12 protein-coding genes are annotated in these 14,519 nt (G+C 70.5%); 4 read left to right on the top strand and 8 right to left on the bottom strand.

Features of this window, described 5'->3' with window-relative positions; all coding sequences use genetic code 11:
- The first annotated feature begins 18 nt into the window (after window positions 1-18).
- The gene (locus tag ACWDY5_RS25525; RefSeq protein WP_449724686.1) at window positions 19-1,254 is read left to right on the top strand and encodes a YibE/F family protein; all 1,236 of its coding nucleotides are present in this window, start codon (window positions 19-21) and stop codon (window positions 1,252-1,254) included.
- On the opposite strand, the gene ACWDY5_RS25520 is transcribed toward ACWDY5_RS25525, so the two are convergent.
- The 3 genes from ACWDY5_RS25520 to ACWDY5_RS25510 all read right to left on the bottom strand — a co-directional run bounded on the left by ACWDY5_RS25520 (window position 1,141) and on the right by ACWDY5_RS25510 (window position 5,348).
- Complete coding sequence (locus tag ACWDY5_RS25520) at window positions 1,141-2,130, bottom strand: Ppx/GppA phosphatase family protein (RefSeq protein ID WP_449724685.1); 990 nt, start codon at window positions 2,128-2,130, stop codon at window positions 1,141-1,143. The two genes, ACWDY5_RS25525 and ACWDY5_RS25520, sit on opposite strands and share 114 nt — an antisense overlap.
- On the bottom strand, window positions 2,114-3,673 hold the full coding sequence (gene malQ / locus ACWDY5_RS25515; RefSeq protein ID WP_449724684.1) for a 4-alpha-glucanotransferase: 1,560 nt from the start codon (window positions 3,671-3,673) through the stop codon (window positions 2,114-2,116). Before malQ ends, ACWDY5_RS25520 begins: the two co-directional genes overlap by 17 nt.
- 1,096 nt (window positions 3,674-4,769) lie before the next feature.
- Window positions 4,770-5,348, bottom strand: coding sequence for a PadR family transcriptional regulator (locus ACWDY5_RS25510; protein ID WP_449724683.1), 579 nt, complete (start codon window positions 5,346-5,348; stop codon window positions 4,770-4,772).
- Between the two features lie 847 nt (window positions 5,349-6,195).
- Between ACWDY5_RS25510 and ACWDY5_RS25505 the strand changes: the two genes are divergently transcribed.
- From ACWDY5_RS25505 to ACWDY5_RS25495, 3 genes are all read left to right on the top strand, one after another.
- Window positions 6,196-7,599, top strand: coding sequence for a carotenoid oxygenase family protein (locus tag ACWDY5_RS25505; protein ID WP_449724682.1), 1,404 nt, complete (start codon window positions 6,196-6,198; stop codon window positions 7,597-7,599).
- A 227-nt stretch (window positions 7,600-7,826) separates the two neighbouring features.
- Window positions 7,827-8,549, top strand: coding sequence for an ABC transporter ATP-binding protein (locus ACWDY5_RS25500; protein ID WP_252485598.1), 723 nt, complete (start codon window positions 7,827-7,829; stop codon window positions 8,547-8,549).
- Window positions 8,550-8,650: 101 nt separating this feature from the next.
- On the top strand, window positions 8,651-9,532 hold the full coding sequence (locus tag ACWDY5_RS25495; protein WP_449724681.1) for a Ppx/GppA phosphatase family protein: 882 nt from the start codon (window positions 8,651-8,653) through the stop codon (window positions 9,530-9,532).
- Here ACWDY5_RS25495 and ACWDY5_RS25490 read toward each other — a convergent pair.
- Genes ACWDY5_RS25490 through ACWDY5_RS25470 form a run of 5 tightly spaced genes read right to left on the bottom strand, consistent with a single transcriptional unit; the run spans window position 9,453 to window position 14,508 of the window.
- On the bottom strand, window positions 9,453-10,148 hold the full coding sequence (locus tag ACWDY5_RS25490) for a hypothetical protein (RefSeq protein WP_449724680.1): 696 nt from the start codon (window positions 10,146-10,148) through the stop codon (window positions 9,453-9,455). The two genes, ACWDY5_RS25495 and ACWDY5_RS25490, sit on opposite strands and share 80 nt — an antisense overlap.
- A 56-nt stretch (window positions 10,149-10,204) precedes the next feature.
- Entirely contained in the window at window positions 10,205-10,435 is a 231-nt protein-coding gene (locus ACWDY5_RS25485; RefSeq protein ID WP_449724679.1) for a hypothetical protein, read from the bottom strand.
- Complete coding sequence (locus tag ACWDY5_RS25480) at window positions 10,414-11,658, bottom strand: Gfo/Idh/MocA family protein (RefSeq protein WP_449724678.1); 1,245 nt, start codon at window positions 11,656-11,658, stop codon at window positions 10,414-10,416. The genes ACWDY5_RS25485 and ACWDY5_RS25480 overlap by 22 nt, the downstream gene beginning before the upstream one ends.
- Window positions 11,655-13,670: an NPCBM/NEW2 domain-containing protein gene (locus tag ACWDY5_RS25475; RefSeq protein WP_449724677.1), complete on the bottom strand. Its 2,016-nt coding sequence runs from the start codon at window positions 13,668-13,670 to the stop codon at window positions 11,655-11,657. Before ACWDY5_RS25475 ends, ACWDY5_RS25480 begins: the two co-directional genes overlap by 4 nt.
- A 16-nt stretch (window positions 13,671-13,686) precedes the next feature.
- Window positions 13,687-14,508: a Tat pathway signal sequence domain protein gene (locus tag ACWDY5_RS25470; RefSeq protein ID WP_449724676.1), complete on the bottom strand. Its 822-nt coding sequence runs from the start codon at window positions 14,506-14,508 to the stop codon at window positions 13,687-13,689.
- Window positions 14,509-14,519: the final 11 nt, after the last annotated feature.

Below are 14,519 nucleotides of genomic sequence, written 5' to 3'. Positions count from 1 at the left end.
CCCCGCATACTCCTGCCCATGGGACAGCATGCGTCAGAACCCGACCTGTCCACTGTGGACACCGACGCCCGGGTGGCCCGCCGGGTGCGCCTGGTGGTCGCCTGGGTGCTCACCCCGGTGATCGCCATCGCGGTCACCGCGATGGTGCTGCTGTGGCCGGAGCGCGGCGGCATCGTGCAGGACGTGCTGGACGCCCCGCGCGGCGCGGGCACGGTGCAGGAGCTGATCCCCTGCCCGGTGGCCCCCACCGACTGCCAGGTCGCCACCCTCGCGCTCACCGACGGCCCCGGCGCGGGCAGCACGGTGAAGGCGGTGGTGCCGACCAGCAGCGGCGTGAAGGTGTTCGTCGGCCAGACCGTGCTCGCCGCGCACTACCCGACCCGGCTGGTCGAGTGGGAGCGCTACGAGATCGAGTCCCCTGACCGGTCGCTGCCGCTGGCCCTGCTGGCACTGGTGTTCGCCATCGCGGTGCTCGCGCTGTCCCGCTGGCGCGGACTGGCTGCGCTGGGCGCGCTGGGCCTGTGCCTGGCCGGGTTGACCGAGTTCGTGATGCCCGCGATCATTCACGGCTCCAACCCGTTGCTGGTCGCGGTGGTCGGCGGCACGGTGATCATGGTGGCCGCGCTGTTCATCACGCACGGCTTCAATGCGCGCACCGCGGTCGCCGTGCTCGGCACCGCCGCCGGCCTCACCCTGACCGGCGTGCTCGGCTACGGATCACTGGAGCTGGCCGGGATCACCGGCCTGGGCAGCGACAACGTCGGCTTCCTCAGCGGCTACCTGGACGGCGTCGATCTCCAGGGATTGTTGCTGGCGGGCTTGGTGATCGGCGCGCTGGGCGTGCTCGACGACGTCACCGTCACCCAGGCCACCGTGGTGTGGGAGCTGGCCGCGGCGGACCCGACGGCCAGTCGCGCCAAGCTGTTCAGCGCGGGCCTGCGGGTCGGCCGCGCGCACGTGGCCTCCACGGTGAACACCCTGGTGCTGGCCTACGCGGGTGTCGCGCTGCCGCTGCTGATGCTCTTCGCCATCCGCGGCCTGCCGATCCAGCACGTGCTCTCCAGTGCCCCGATCGCCGAGGAGGTGGTGCGCGCGCTGGTCGGCAGCCTGGGCATCATCGCCGCGGTGCCGCTGACGACGCTACTCGCCGCTCTCGCCGTTGGCGGCCGTCCCGCCGCTGTCGTCGAGGTGCCGCAACAGGATCCCCTCCCGGATGCCCCACGGGCAGATCTCCACGCGGGGAACGTCCAGTAGCTCCATCAGGGTCCGCGCGAGCACCGCGCCCGCGACGATGTTGCGGGCGCGGGCCGCCGAGATCCCCGGCAGCTGCGCGCGTTCGGCCGCGGGCATCCTGGCCAGCTTCGGGATCCAGCGCCGCAGCTCCCGGTACTCCAGGGCCAGCGGTTCCTCAGCGTCCGGCCCGCTGGTCAGCTTGGCCAGCTGGGTGAAGATCTTGGACACCCCGACCACCCGCTGCGGATCGGGCTGCTCGCGGAAGGCGGCGATGGTCGGTGCGAGCACCTCGCGCAGCCGCCGCCGCAGCTTCTTGACCTCCTGCGCGGTCGGCGGGTCCTGGCTCAGGTACCGGCGGGTCAGCCGCCATGCGCCCAGCGGCAGCGAGACCGCCAGCTCCGGCTCCTCGCCGCGCCCGGCGGCCAGTTCCACGGTGCCGCCGCCGATGTCGAGCATCAGCATCCGGCCGACCTGCCAGCCGTACCAGCGGCGTGCGGCCAGGAAGGTCAGCCCGGCCTCGGCCTCGCCGCTGAAGAAGGACATGTCGATGCCGGTGGCCCGGCGGATCTGCTTGCACGCCTCGATCCGGTTCGGCGCGTCCCGCACCGAGGAGGTGCCGAAGGGCACCAGTTCGGCGACCCCGTAGGCCTCGGCCTCGGCCACGCACCGGCGCACCGCGCGCACCAGCCGCTCCATGCCTTCGGGGCTGATCACCCCGTGCCGGTCGATGTCCTCGGACAGCCCGATCTGCGCCTTCACCGAGTGCAGCGGGTCCGGCGAGCCGCCGGGGTAGACGTCGACGACCTGGAGATGCGCGGTGTTGGACCCGACGTCCAGCACCCCTAGGCGCACGGCCTGGGACAGCGCGGGCGACGATTGGTCAGTCGTCTTGCGCACCCACACCCTCCTTCACCACATCGACGATCCGGCGAACAACCGGATCGCGGAACAGCTCCGCCACCGTCACCGGCAGCGGTATCCGCCAGTTGGGGTAGACGTCCACGGTGCCCGGCAGGTTGGGCTGGCGTGGCTCACGCAACACGTCATAGGGCGAGATCAGCACGAACCGGGACGGAGTCGCGGCGAGGAAGGCGTGCATCGCCACCACCACCTCCTCCTCGCCCGGATCTTGTTCCCCGCCAAGGAAACCCTCAAACCGCAGCAGCCCGATCAGCTCGTCCCGGTCCGCCTCCGCCCGCGCCCGCTCGTCCTCGACGGACCCGGCCAGCACACCCAGCTCCGCCCGCACCCGGACCTGTTCCCCACGCAGGAACCCCGCCGCCGTCGGCAGGTCATGAGTGGACACGCTCGCCGCGGCCTCGGCAGGCCAGCGCGCACTCGGCAACATCGGCTCACCCTCGGCATCGGCGTCCCGCTGGAACCACAGCACCGCCGAACCCAGGATGTTGTGCTCTCGCAGCGATTCGGTGACCTGCGGCAGCACGGTGCCGAGATCCTCACCGATCACCACCGCGCCTGCCCGCACCGCCTCCAGCGCGAGGATGCCGAGCATCGCCTCCGCATCATAGTGCACGTACGCGCCGCGCTTCGGCGACTCACCCGGCGGCACCCACCACAGCCGCCACAGTCCCAGGATGTGGTCGATCCGGATCCCGTCGGAATGCCGCAACACCGCCCGCAACATGTCCCGATAGGCGGCGTACCCGGTGGCCACCAACCGATCCGGCCGCCACGGCGGCAGGGCCCAGTCCTGCCCCTGCTGGTTGAACGCGTCCGGCGGCGCCCCCACGGTGACTCCCGCGGCCAGCACGTCCTGCAACGCCCACGAGTCAGCCCCCTCGGCCGCCACCCCCACGGCGAGGTCGTGCACCAGCCCGACGGACATCCCGGCGTCCCGCGCGGCCGCCTGCGCCCCGGCCAACTGCCGAGCGCACAACCGTTGCAGCCACACGTGAAACGCCACCCGCTCAGCCAACTCGACCCGCGCCGCGGCCACCGCCGGCGAGGACGGATGCTGAAGCTCAACGGGCCAGCTCCGCCACCGCGCCCCATGCCGCTCGGCCAGCGCGCAGAAGGTCGCGAAGTCCAGCAACCCCGGCTCCACCGGCTCATCAAGCCCCTGGGCCAACGGCCACAACAACTCCAACGCCGCGAGCTTGCTCTCCCACACCGCGTCGTAGTTGATCAGTTCAACGTCCGAGGACGGCCGCACCGCGTCAACCTCAAGCCGCACACCGGGTTCAGCCGCGAGGTACTCCTCGGTGTCCTCCACCCGCAGGTACAGCGGATTGGCAAACCGCCGGCTCGAGGGGGAGTAAGGAGAAGCCTCCACCGGCCGCACCGGCGTCATGGCGTGCAACGGATTGAGCAAAACCACATCCGCCCCACCCGCCCCAGCCAACCCCGCGAACTCGCCGAGGTCGGCAAGATCCCCGATCCCCCAAGACCCGTTGGACCGCAACGCGTACAGCTGCACCATCCAGCCCCAGCTCCGCGGCGGCCGGGGCAACGACCGCGGTGCCACGACGACGGTGACCTCGGACCCGTCGATGCGCAACGTGTGCCACCCCAACGGCAAGTCCCCGGGAAGCCCATCCGGCAGAACCCGCCGAGTCCCGTCCTCCAGGATCAACTCGGCGGTGCGGTCCAACGCCCGCTCCTGCCCCTCCCGCAACACAATCGTGCCGGGCAACGCACCAGCCGCACGCTCAGCCCGCGCCGCGGCCAGCCCCGCCCGAACCGCCTCAGGCGAAGAGGCATCCACCCCAAGCTGTGCCAACACGGCAACGACGACATCCGCCTCGATGTCAACCCGCCGCCGCCCACTGCCCTCATACCAGGTGGACACCCCGTGCGCCTCGGCAAGTGCGGCCAACTCGGCGTCCACGGGCCTCCTTCTGTTCACCTGTCCGTTATTCCACTTTCCCAGCAAACCACCCTCAACCCGTCATCAATTTGACGATTTGAGCGAATTTCTTACGTCGAATGGCCCACACGTCACCCAAAGTTGACCCTCCGTAACACCACGCAACGACCCTCAGTCGCCCAGGCTCACCCCGCCACGCCCAACCCAGCCCCGCCCATGGCCCCGCCACCTATCGCCCGCAGCCCCGCCGTCACCCCGCCCCACCAGCCACCTCACCCGTGGCCAGCCCACCCATCGACTCGGCAGCCGCTCCCCACCCGGCCCACCAACTCGAGCCCCACCAACTCGAGCCCCACCGAACCAGCCCCACCGAATCCAGCATCGGCGACCCGAACATCGGAAACCTGGGCTCACCCACCGCCCCGCCCTCAGCCGCGACGCCTCGAACGCCTCGAACGCCTCGAATATGACCGGTCATCTTGCCCGGCCAGTCCTCCGCCCGCCCCAATCCCCCTCAGCCCTCAGCCAGCCCGGCACCCGTCGCCGAGCATCAGCCCCGCCGAGCGTTAAGCCTCACCCACCGCCCACGACACCCGTCCCCACGTTGCCCCAAGGCACCCAGCCCTAGCCCACGCCCCACGGCCAGCCACTCCCCCGCTGTCCCCCAGTGCCAGCCGCTCCCCCACAACCCTCAGAGCCTCCGCCCCACTCAGCTCAGCCCCGCCTCTGACCTCGCCGACCCCTCGTCCCCATCCCCCTGAGCGTCAAGCTGCTCAACCGCCCACTCCGCCCAGTCCCGAATCGCCGCGAAATGCCGCCGCCCCAACTCCGCCGCGATCCGCCCAAACGCCGCACTCCCGGGCCCCGACGCCTCCTCCATCTTCTCGATGTCCGCCCCGATCTCGGCGATCTCCCGCTCGCTGTGCGTGATCTCAGCTCGCAACAACGCCTGCGCCGCCCCCGGCTCCAACGCGGTGATCAAGAAGATCCGCAACAACGCCTTGTTGCGCACGGTGTTGACCGTCTCCAGCGGCCCCTCCCCCAGCCACGCCTGGAGCTCCGCCCGCCCCGCCTCGGTGACCACGTAGTCCCGCCGCCCCCGGGCACCCTCCGCCACCGCCTCGACCAGGCCGTCGTCAGCCAGCTTGTTCAGCTCGGTGTAGATCTGGTTGTGCCGCGCGCTCCAGGCGTACCGGCCGATGCTGCCCTCGAAGTGCTTGGCCAGGTCGTACCCGCTGGCCTCGGGACGCAACGCCAGCATGCCGAGCAACGCATGACGCAGGGACATAACCCTTCCTCACCTCACAAGATCGCCCAGAGCCTAGACGCTCCACCACAACCAGGACCGCCAGCGCCACCGCCACCCGAACCCCCGGCATCCCGGCGGCTGCCGATCCGCCGACGGCCACTTGCACCTCTGCGGCTACTCATCACACCTGCGACTGCCGCATGGCGCCGGCTCGCCGACGGACCTGCCCGTGACGACCTCAGCGACTTCCGCGACTTCCGCGCGCGAGCACGAGCCTCCGCCGCGCACCAGGCCCGCACCGCGCCCGTCCCCGCACCCGGCCCGCACCCGCGTCAGCCCGCACCCGCACCAGGCCAGCACCCGCGTCAGCCCGCACCGGCACCCGGCCTGCCGCCCGCGCCGCCCGGCGGACCGACCACCGCACGTGGCCACCCAGCCTCCGCGCCTGACTCGCCGGTTGCGGTGCCTGGCGCACTGGCCACGTTGCTGATCTGCCGAGGGCTGAGCCTGCCTCGCGGGCTCCGTGCCTACCGGCTGCCCGCCCGCGCCCTCCGCTTCTTCTGCGGAACGCTTTTCGCGGCCATTTGGTTGCCCCGGGCCTCCGAGCAACTCGGCAGCCTCAATCGGCTTCCCACGTATCCGCAGCTCAGAGCCTATCCCATCGCCAATCAACCCCTCCTCCGACCCCAAACCCAGCGCACCGAACCGGGCACCCGCGCATGCAACTCGAACGGCCCCGCACCCCAAACCCGCCACCCACGAACCGCAACCCGAAAGCCCCCATCCAAGCCCCGCATCCGCCGCTCACCGCGACCCCGTCCGACGCGCAGCCGCCACCGACGACGCACGCCCACACCCACCGCTCCCCGCACACTCCCATCTTGACATGTCAAAAATGACACGTCATAAATGGACCATGACCAACACCACGACACCCCCCACCTACCTCTCCGGCGCTCTGGCCCCCGTCGCCACCGAGCACACCGCCCTGGACCTCCGCGTCACCGGCAACCTCCCGCCGGAGCTCGACGGGCGCTACTTCCGCAACGGACCCAACCCGCTCCCCGGCAGCGACCCCGGTCACTGGTTCACCGGGCCGGGCATGGTGCACGGGGTTCGGCTGGGGAATGGGCGGGCGCAGTGGTATCGGAATCGGTGGGTTCGGACGCCTCGATTCACCGGGGAGGATCGGCCTTATGTTCGGGCGGATGGGAGTGTTGATCTCGCGGCGGTGAATGCCAATACGCATGTCATCCCGCACGCGGGGCGGATTCTGGCGTTGGTGGAGTCGGGGTTTCCGTATGAGCTGACGCCGGAGTTGGAGACCGTGGGGCCCTGCGACTTCGGGGGGCGGTTGACCACGGCCATGACCGCGCATCCCAAGGAGGACCCTGCCACCGGGGAGCTGCACTTCTTCGGGGTGGCCATGCGGCCGCCGTTCTTGACCTATCACGTGTTGTCGGCGGCTGGGGAGCTGGTGCGCAGCGTGCCGATCGACGTGCTGGGGCCGAGCATGATGCATGACTTCGCGATCACCGCGAACCACGTGTTGTGGCTGGATCTGCCGATGACCTTGGACCTGGAGGTGGCCGGGGGTTTGCCGTTCCGGTGGAATGACGACTACCCGGCGCGGATCGGGGTCATGCCGCGGAATGGGAACAGCGCGGATGTGCGGTGGATCGAGATCGATCCCTGTTACGTCTTCCACGTGGCCAACGCGGCGGAGAACCCGGACGGCACCATCACCTTCGACGCGGTGCGCTACACCCCCGCCACCATCCAGCGGGCCTGGCGGCGGATCGGCGGGCATGCCGACCTGACCGAGGCCCAGACCTCCGCGCCGACCTCGTTGCACCGGTGGGTGCTGGATCCGGTGCGGGGCACGGCGCGGGAGCAGGCGCTCGGGGAGGAGTCAGTGGAGTTCCCGACCATCAACGAAGGGCTGACCGGGCTCGCGCACCGGTTCGTCTACACCGTGGGGGCGCAGCTGACCGGTGGTGGGCGAGGCATCGTCAAGTACGACCTGCGGGACGGATCGACCGATCAGCATGAGCTCGCGGAGACCTGGCAGCCGGGCGAGGCGGTGTTCGTGCCAAGTGGGCACGGCGAATCCGAGGATGCCGGGTGGCTGTTGTCGGTGACCAGCAGCGAGACGGGCGCGGCCTCGGACCTGCTGGTGCTGGACGCCACCGACCTGGCGGCCGGGCCGGTGGCGACCGTGCACCTGCCCCACCGGGTGCCGGCCGGCTTCCACGGATCGTGGATCACCGACGCGGAACTGGCGGGTTGAGAACTCCGAGAGCGGCGGCTCCCCAGGGCCGCGGCGGGACCGGTCCCGGGGAGCTGCCACTCCCTCGCGTCTCCGCGAGGGTTTTTGGCGGCAGGGGTCCTCGGTGACCGGCTCCTAACCTGCCCGCAACACGGAGCCTCGTCAATAGGTCTAGACCAAATTCAGTCCATAGGCACAGCCGGGCTGTGCCTATGGACCAGCCACCCTGAGCTGACAGACTGCTCGCCATGGCAGACCGTAGGCCGCCCACGCTGGCTCTTTCCGATCTGCACCGCAGGCACGGCAGCGGGCCTCGGAGTGTGCACGCGCTGCGCGGTGTCACCCTGACGGTCGAGCCCGGACGGCTGGTCGCGGTGATGGGGCCGAGCGGGTCGGGCAAGTCCACCCTGCTGAACCTGGCCGGCGGGCTGGACGTGCCGACCTCGGGCACCGTGACGGTGGACGGGCGCGACCTGGCCACGCTGCGCGCCGCTGAGCTGGCGGCGTTGCGGCGCAACACGATCGGCTACGTCTTCCAGGAGTACAACCTGGTGCCCGCGCTCACCGCGGCGGAGAACGTGGCGTTGCCCAGGGAACTGGACGGGGTGCCTGCCCGGACCGCGCGGGCCGAGGCGCGGGAGACGCTGACCCAGCTGGGCATCGCCGACATCGGCGACCTGTTCCCCGACCAGCTCTCCGGCGGCCAGCAGCAGCGCATCGCGATCGCCAGGGCGGTGGTCGGCCCGCGCAGGCTGATCCTGGCCGACGAGCCGACCGGGGCGCTGGACTCCGACAGTGGTGAGGCGGTGCTGCGACTGCTGCGGGCGCGCTGCGACGCGGGCGCGGCGGGGGTGCTGGTCACCCACGAGGCCCGCCATGCGGCGTGGGCCGATCAGGTGATCTTCCTTCAGGACGGGCGACTGGTGGACGAAACGGGATACACGCTGGACCCGGAGTCCCTGCTCAGCTGAGTGGGGCGGTTTCGCGTGAGTGTCGTCACCCGTTCTGCCCTGTCCGGCCCTTCGCCAAGATCCCTAGGCTCGGCAGCAGTCGAGTGCTGGGGAGAGTTGTGGTGCCACACGGCAGGGTCGCGGCCATTGAGTGCGGCGCTGACTCGATCCAGCTGCTGGTCGCCGACCTGGCTACCACCGACGGCGCCGGCCTGACCGAGGTCACCAGGCGGTTCGAGCCGCTCAAGCCCGGCGACGAGGCGCTGCCCAGGGCGCGCGCGGTGCTGGCCGGCTACGCCGAGGTGATCGCCGAGCTCCAGGTGCACAAGGTGCGGCTGTGCGGCACCGGCGCGGACGAGTCACTGGCCGCGATCGCGCTGGACACCCTCGGCGTCAAACCGGACACCCTGAGCGCGGCCGAGTGCGCCGAGCTGGCCTTCGCCGGCGCGGTCGGCGACCTGCCGGGCGCGGGCCAGGTGACGCACCTGGTCGCCGACATCGGCAACCACAGCACCCAGCTGGCCCTCGGAGTGTCCACTGTGGACCGGATCGCCTCGGTCGACCTGGGCTGCGCGGCGCTGGCGGACCGCTACTTCCAGCACGATCCGCCGACCGAGGACGAGATCGAGCAGGCCAGGCAGGACATGACCTTCGTGGTCGACCACGCGCTGGCCGCGGTGCCGGGCTGGCGGACCGCCCGGCTGGTCGGGGTGTCGGAGTCGGTGGCCGGCATCGCCGCCTTCGTGCTCGGCGACCGGCCCGGTCCCGAACAGCCGCTGCACCACGCGGTGATCACCGAGGAGGAGGTCACCGTGGCCACCGCCGAGCTGCTCACCATGCCCGCGGACACCCGGCGCGCGCTGGTCACGCCCTATCCGCACCTGGCCGACGTGCTGCCTGCCTGCGCGCTGGCGGTGCAGCTGCTCATGCAGCGCGCCGGTCAGCAGCGTCTGATCGTGAGCAGGCACGACATCCTGCACGGCCTGGCCCGGTACACAGGATGAGCCCGATCACCAGCAGCCACAGCTGGAACGGGTAGCCGGCCAGCCGTTCCATGCCGCCGGGGCCGAGCCCGAAGTGCAGCACCTGGGCCGAGTACTGCCCCGCGGTGAACAGCATCGAGGCGGTCACCGCGAGCCCGCCTGCCAGGCAGCCGAACACGCCGATCCACCGCGCCCGGTCCACCACGGCCAGGCTGACCAGGAAGACCGCGATCCCACCGACCGGGAGGTTGAGCGCGGCCAGCGCGTGCCCGGTGCGGTTGATGTTCTCCGGCACCAGGCCGGTCAGCGCCTCCAGCGCGCCGGTGGCCAGCATCAGCGCGAAGGAGGCGGACCCGGCCCAGCCGTGCGGCCACAGCCCGCGCAGCAGCAACGTGCCGCCGATGACGCACAGCCCGGCCAGCACCAGCGTGGTGTTCATCAGCGGGTGCAGCGGCGAGCAGACGAACTGGGGGCCGCCGTGCGGTTCGATGAACAGGCCGCAGCCGGTGTTGCCGAGGTGGCCCACCAGGTCCTGGTACCAGGAGTAGGGCGGTTCCCAGGCCGCCGCGGTGATCAGCTGGCCGCCGACGCACAGCAGCGCCGAGCAGATCCACAGCAGCGCACCGAGGACGGCCATGGCACCCACTATGGCCGGTGCGCGCCGCCCTGTGCGGGAGGCGCGTCACACTGGGCTCACTTCAGGTGGTTGGCGGCATCGGTGAAGAACTGGCGGACCGCCTCGTCGATGGTCTTGTGGCCGGAGACGACCTCCTCGTTGAGCCGCTGCATGAGCTTGTAGACCGCGCCGTCGCCCTTGGGGCGCCGGCCAGCTGGCCCTCGGTCAGCTTGCTGGCGGTGGCCAGGTAGTCCTGCCAGGTCCCCGAACACCAGGCCCAGCGCGGTCAGCAGCGCCAGTCTCCGCACAATCGAATCCCCAGTTCGCTGGTGCGCACCGGTCCGCCGGTGACCAGGCTGCGGTTGGCCGCGAACCCGGTGAGCAGCGAGCGCGCCCCGGACAGGTGGTCGGCGCGTTTGCCGGTGCTGTCCTCGGTTTCCGCGCCGAAGAGCGCCGCGCACAGCCTGCGGTCGGCGGTGGCGTGTCCTTCCTCCGCGGACACCGGTACCTGCTGTGGCGGCTGCCAGAACTTGCGCACCCACAGGCTGGCGTGCGGTTGGCCACCAGGATCGGCCTCCACCACCTCCAGTTCGGCCCTGCCCCTGCTGCCGTTGACCATCACCCGTACGCCCTCCCACGGGGCGTAGGCGGTCAGGTGGTAGGTCAGGGTGGCGCCGGAGTGGTAGCGGGCGAGCACCGCGAGATCGTCCTCAATGGACACTCCGGCGGCGAAGACGTCCTGGTCCCGCCGGTAGCCGTCCTCGTGCGCGGCCTCGTGGTAGAGCTCGCGCAGCCATGGGTCCTCGGTGAGGTCGAGCCGGAAGGCCGCCGGATCGTGGCCGTGTCGCCGGAGGTTGTCCGGGCCGTAGAAGAACAGCCGGCCCTGCGCGTAGACCTCGGCCGGTTCGGTGTCCAGCCACCAGTTGACCAGGTCGAAGTGGTGGGTGGCCTTGTGCACCAGCAGGCCGCCGGAGTTGGCCTTGTCCCGGTGCCAGCGGCGGAAGTAGTCCGCGCCGTGCCGGGTGTCCAGCAGCCACTCGAAGTGCACCGAGCCGACCTCGCCGACCTCCCCGGCCGCGATGATCTGCTTGAGCCGCTCGAAGACCGGCTGGTAGCGGTAGTTGAAGGCCACCGTGACCGTGCGCCCGGTGTCCGCCACCGCGTCCAGGATGCGTTGGCAGCGTTCGGGATCGGTGGTCATCGGCTTCTCGGTGACCACATCGCGGCCGGCGTGCAGGGCCGCGATGATGTACTCGTCGTGGGTGCGGTCCACCGTGGTGACCAGCACGGTGTCCACGGCCTCCCGGTCCAGCATGGCCAGGAAGTCCTCGGCAGGGTACTCGGGCACGGGGGCCGCGCCGAGCCCGGAGAGCCGCCGGTTGTGCGCGGTCATCCGGGTCCGGTTGACATCGGCCAGCGCGACCAGTTCGGCCGTGCCGGTGTGTTCGACGGTCAGGGCGCGCAGGAACATCGTGGCCCGGTGTCCGGTGCCGATGAGCGCGTAACGCTTGCGGGTCAAGGAGTTCCTCACAGGTGGCAGGTGAGCACGGGGTCGGCGAAGTCGCCTCGGTCGAACTGCACGCCGTCGCCGCCGTCGGTGATCACCAGCTTGAGGTAGCGGGCGCCGGTGAGGTCGGCGGACAGGGTCACGGCGTCGTCGCGCCAGGTGCGCAGGCCGCTGTCGGCGACCTTGCGGCCGTCGGCCCAGATCTCGAAGGTGGCCGAGCCGAGCTGCCGCTCGTCGCGCTCGTCGTCGATGCCGACGGTGGCGGTCAGGTTGGTACAGCGGTTGTTCAGATAGTAGGTGAGGGTGCTGGGCGCGTGCCCGCCGAGTCCCTTGGCGAAGCGTTTGCCGTTGATGGTCAGGGGTTTGCCGTCGCCGGGCCGGTAGCTGCCGTTGGACATGTCGCGTTCGACCGGGCCGTAGCCGCCGTGCTCCACGGCCGAGCGGACGTCGCCGAGGCTGCTGACCGCGCCTGGCACCATGGGCGGCACGATGAGCTGCTGCTCGCCGCCCAGGATCACCTTGCCCGCACCGGCCCAGGCGAACTCCAGTCCATTGTGGAGCTTCGCTGACCCGTCCGGCGTGGCGGCTGGCACGGTGACCTCGTAGACCGCGCGCACGGTCTCACCGGTGTGCAGCAGCCGGCGGCGGTCCGTGCGCACCAGCCTGGCGTGCCACTTCGGCGGCACGGTCAAGGTGAGCTTGGGGTCGAAGACGGGTGTGCGGGCCAGGTTGGTGGCGGAGACGCCGACCTCGAAGGTGCGCCCGGCCGGGGTGAGGTTGGCCGGGATGCCGGGGACGGTGGTGGCCAGGTCGAGGCCGGTGGTGACCGCGGGCTGCTGCCAGATCCAGTCCGCGCCGGTGGAGATCCGGTACATCACGGTGGCGTGCGGCGGGACCACCGCGGAGACCTCGCCCGCGGTCTGGAAGTCCTTGTGCTGCCACAGGTCCCGCACCTTGTACCCGGCCCGCTTGGGCAGGCCGAGCTCGGTGGCGCTGGTGCTGATCCGGGCGGCCACCTCGGTCTCGTTGAACAGCGCGACCGCGGTGTCACCGTTGGCCAGCGGCTTGGCGAAGATCCAGCGACCGTCCCTGTTGGACAGCACCTTGCCCTGCTTGCCCAGCTTGTCCTGGTCGACCGCGATGACCTCGCGGTTGTTCAAGATGTCGAAGGTGGCCGGGGTGACCTTGCGCAGGTCCGAGCCGATCAGCAGCGGGGCGGCCATGATGGACCAGAGGCTGAAGTGCGAGCGGTACTCGGTGTCGGTCATGCCGCCGTTGCCGACCTCCAGCATGTCCGGGTCGTTCCACCGGCCGGGACCGGCGTGCTCGGCCAGCACCGCGTTGCGCTTCATGATGTCCATGGTCTTGGCCCAGGTGTCGGTGATGTCACCGGTGGTGCGCCACAGGTGGCCGACCTCGGCTCCCCACTCCCACGGCTTGTTCTCGCCCCACTCGCACAGCGAGTAGACGATCTTGCGGCCGGTCTTCCGCAGCGCGTCGCGCATCTTGGTGTAGCGCTCCAGCGCGGGACGGCCTTGGTTGTTGCAGTTGTCGTACTTGAGGTAGTCCACGCCCCAGTCGGCGAAGGTCTGCGCGTCGATCTCCTCGTGGTCCAGCGCGCCGGGCATGGTCTTGGCGCAGGTGAGGGTGCCCGCGCTGGTGTAGATGCCCAGTTTCAGGCCCTTGGCGTGCACGTAGTCGGCCAAAGCCTTGATGCCGCTGGGAAAACGCTCTGGATGGTGGGTGAGCCGCTTGGTGACGGGGTCGCGTTCCGGTGCGGCCCAGCAGTCGTCGATGTTGACGTACTCGTAGCCGGAGTCCTTGAGTCCCTTGCTGATGAACAGGTCGGCGGTGTCCCTGATCAGCTTCTCGTCCACCGCGCATCCGGTGGCGTTCCAGTTGTTGAAGCCCATCGGCGGGGTGAGCGCCAGCCCGTCCGGTAGCGCCGCCGCCTGCTGCGGCAGCGCCACCAGGAGCCCGAGCACGGTGCCCGCCGCGCCGATCGAGGCGATCAGCTTGCGCGCCAACCTGTTCACCGCTACTCCCTTGCTGTCACTGGAGGATGTAACCCTGGTAGCCACGGATGAGCTGGTAGCAGTCCTTCAGTCCCGCGCTTTCGATGCTGCGGTAGATGCCCCACTTGGGGCGCAGGTAGTTCTTGCCGCGCCACATGTCCACCGCGGTGGTCCGGTAGTCCTGCACCACCCGGCCGCCGTCCTTGATCACCCAGCGCACGTAGCCGCCGCTGTTGACCGCCTTGACCTCGAACTCGATGTCGATCCACTTGTTCTGCAACGGGGTCAGCGGCACCGGGGCGTGCACGGTGTTGGCGTCGTCGTCCCGCAGCGTGAGCATCTCGATCTTGGGTCCGTTGCGCTCGCGCAGGGTCATGGTGATCAGCGGTCCGCCCACGTCCTGCACCTTCATCTGGAAGATGTGGCTGAACCGGGTGGTGGCGGTGAGCGAGCTGGGGATGTAGGTCTGGTAGGTGATCCGCCAGGTCTGGCCTTCCTGGATCTTGTGCAGGGTGTCGCCGGTGCGCATGCCCTTGGACTCGTTGCGCTGCCGGTCGGAGCCGTCGCGGTCCCTGGTGTGCATGTCGAAGCGCCAGTGGTCGGCCAGCGCGTGGATGTGCTTGACGCCCTGGTGCGAGCCGGAACGGTCGTCCTCCAGGCCCTCGAAGGCGCGGAGCTTGTCGGTGGCTGGGTTCGGGTTCCAGCGCAGCACCCAGTCGGCCGGTCCGGGCTCCACCGCGCTGGTGCGGGCCGGGGCGGCGGCGGCCTGCGGGGCGGCCAGTCCCCCGGCGGCCAGTGCGCCGAGGGCACCGAGTCTCAGTGCGTTCCTGCGGTCTATCCGATGCGGTTGCTCGGACATGGAGTTCCCCT

The organism is Crossiella sp. NPDC003009 (assembly GCF_053591555.1).
The sequence above is the reverse complement of the archived record's forward strand: the minus strand, read 5'-3'. Positions and strand labels throughout refer to the sequence as shown.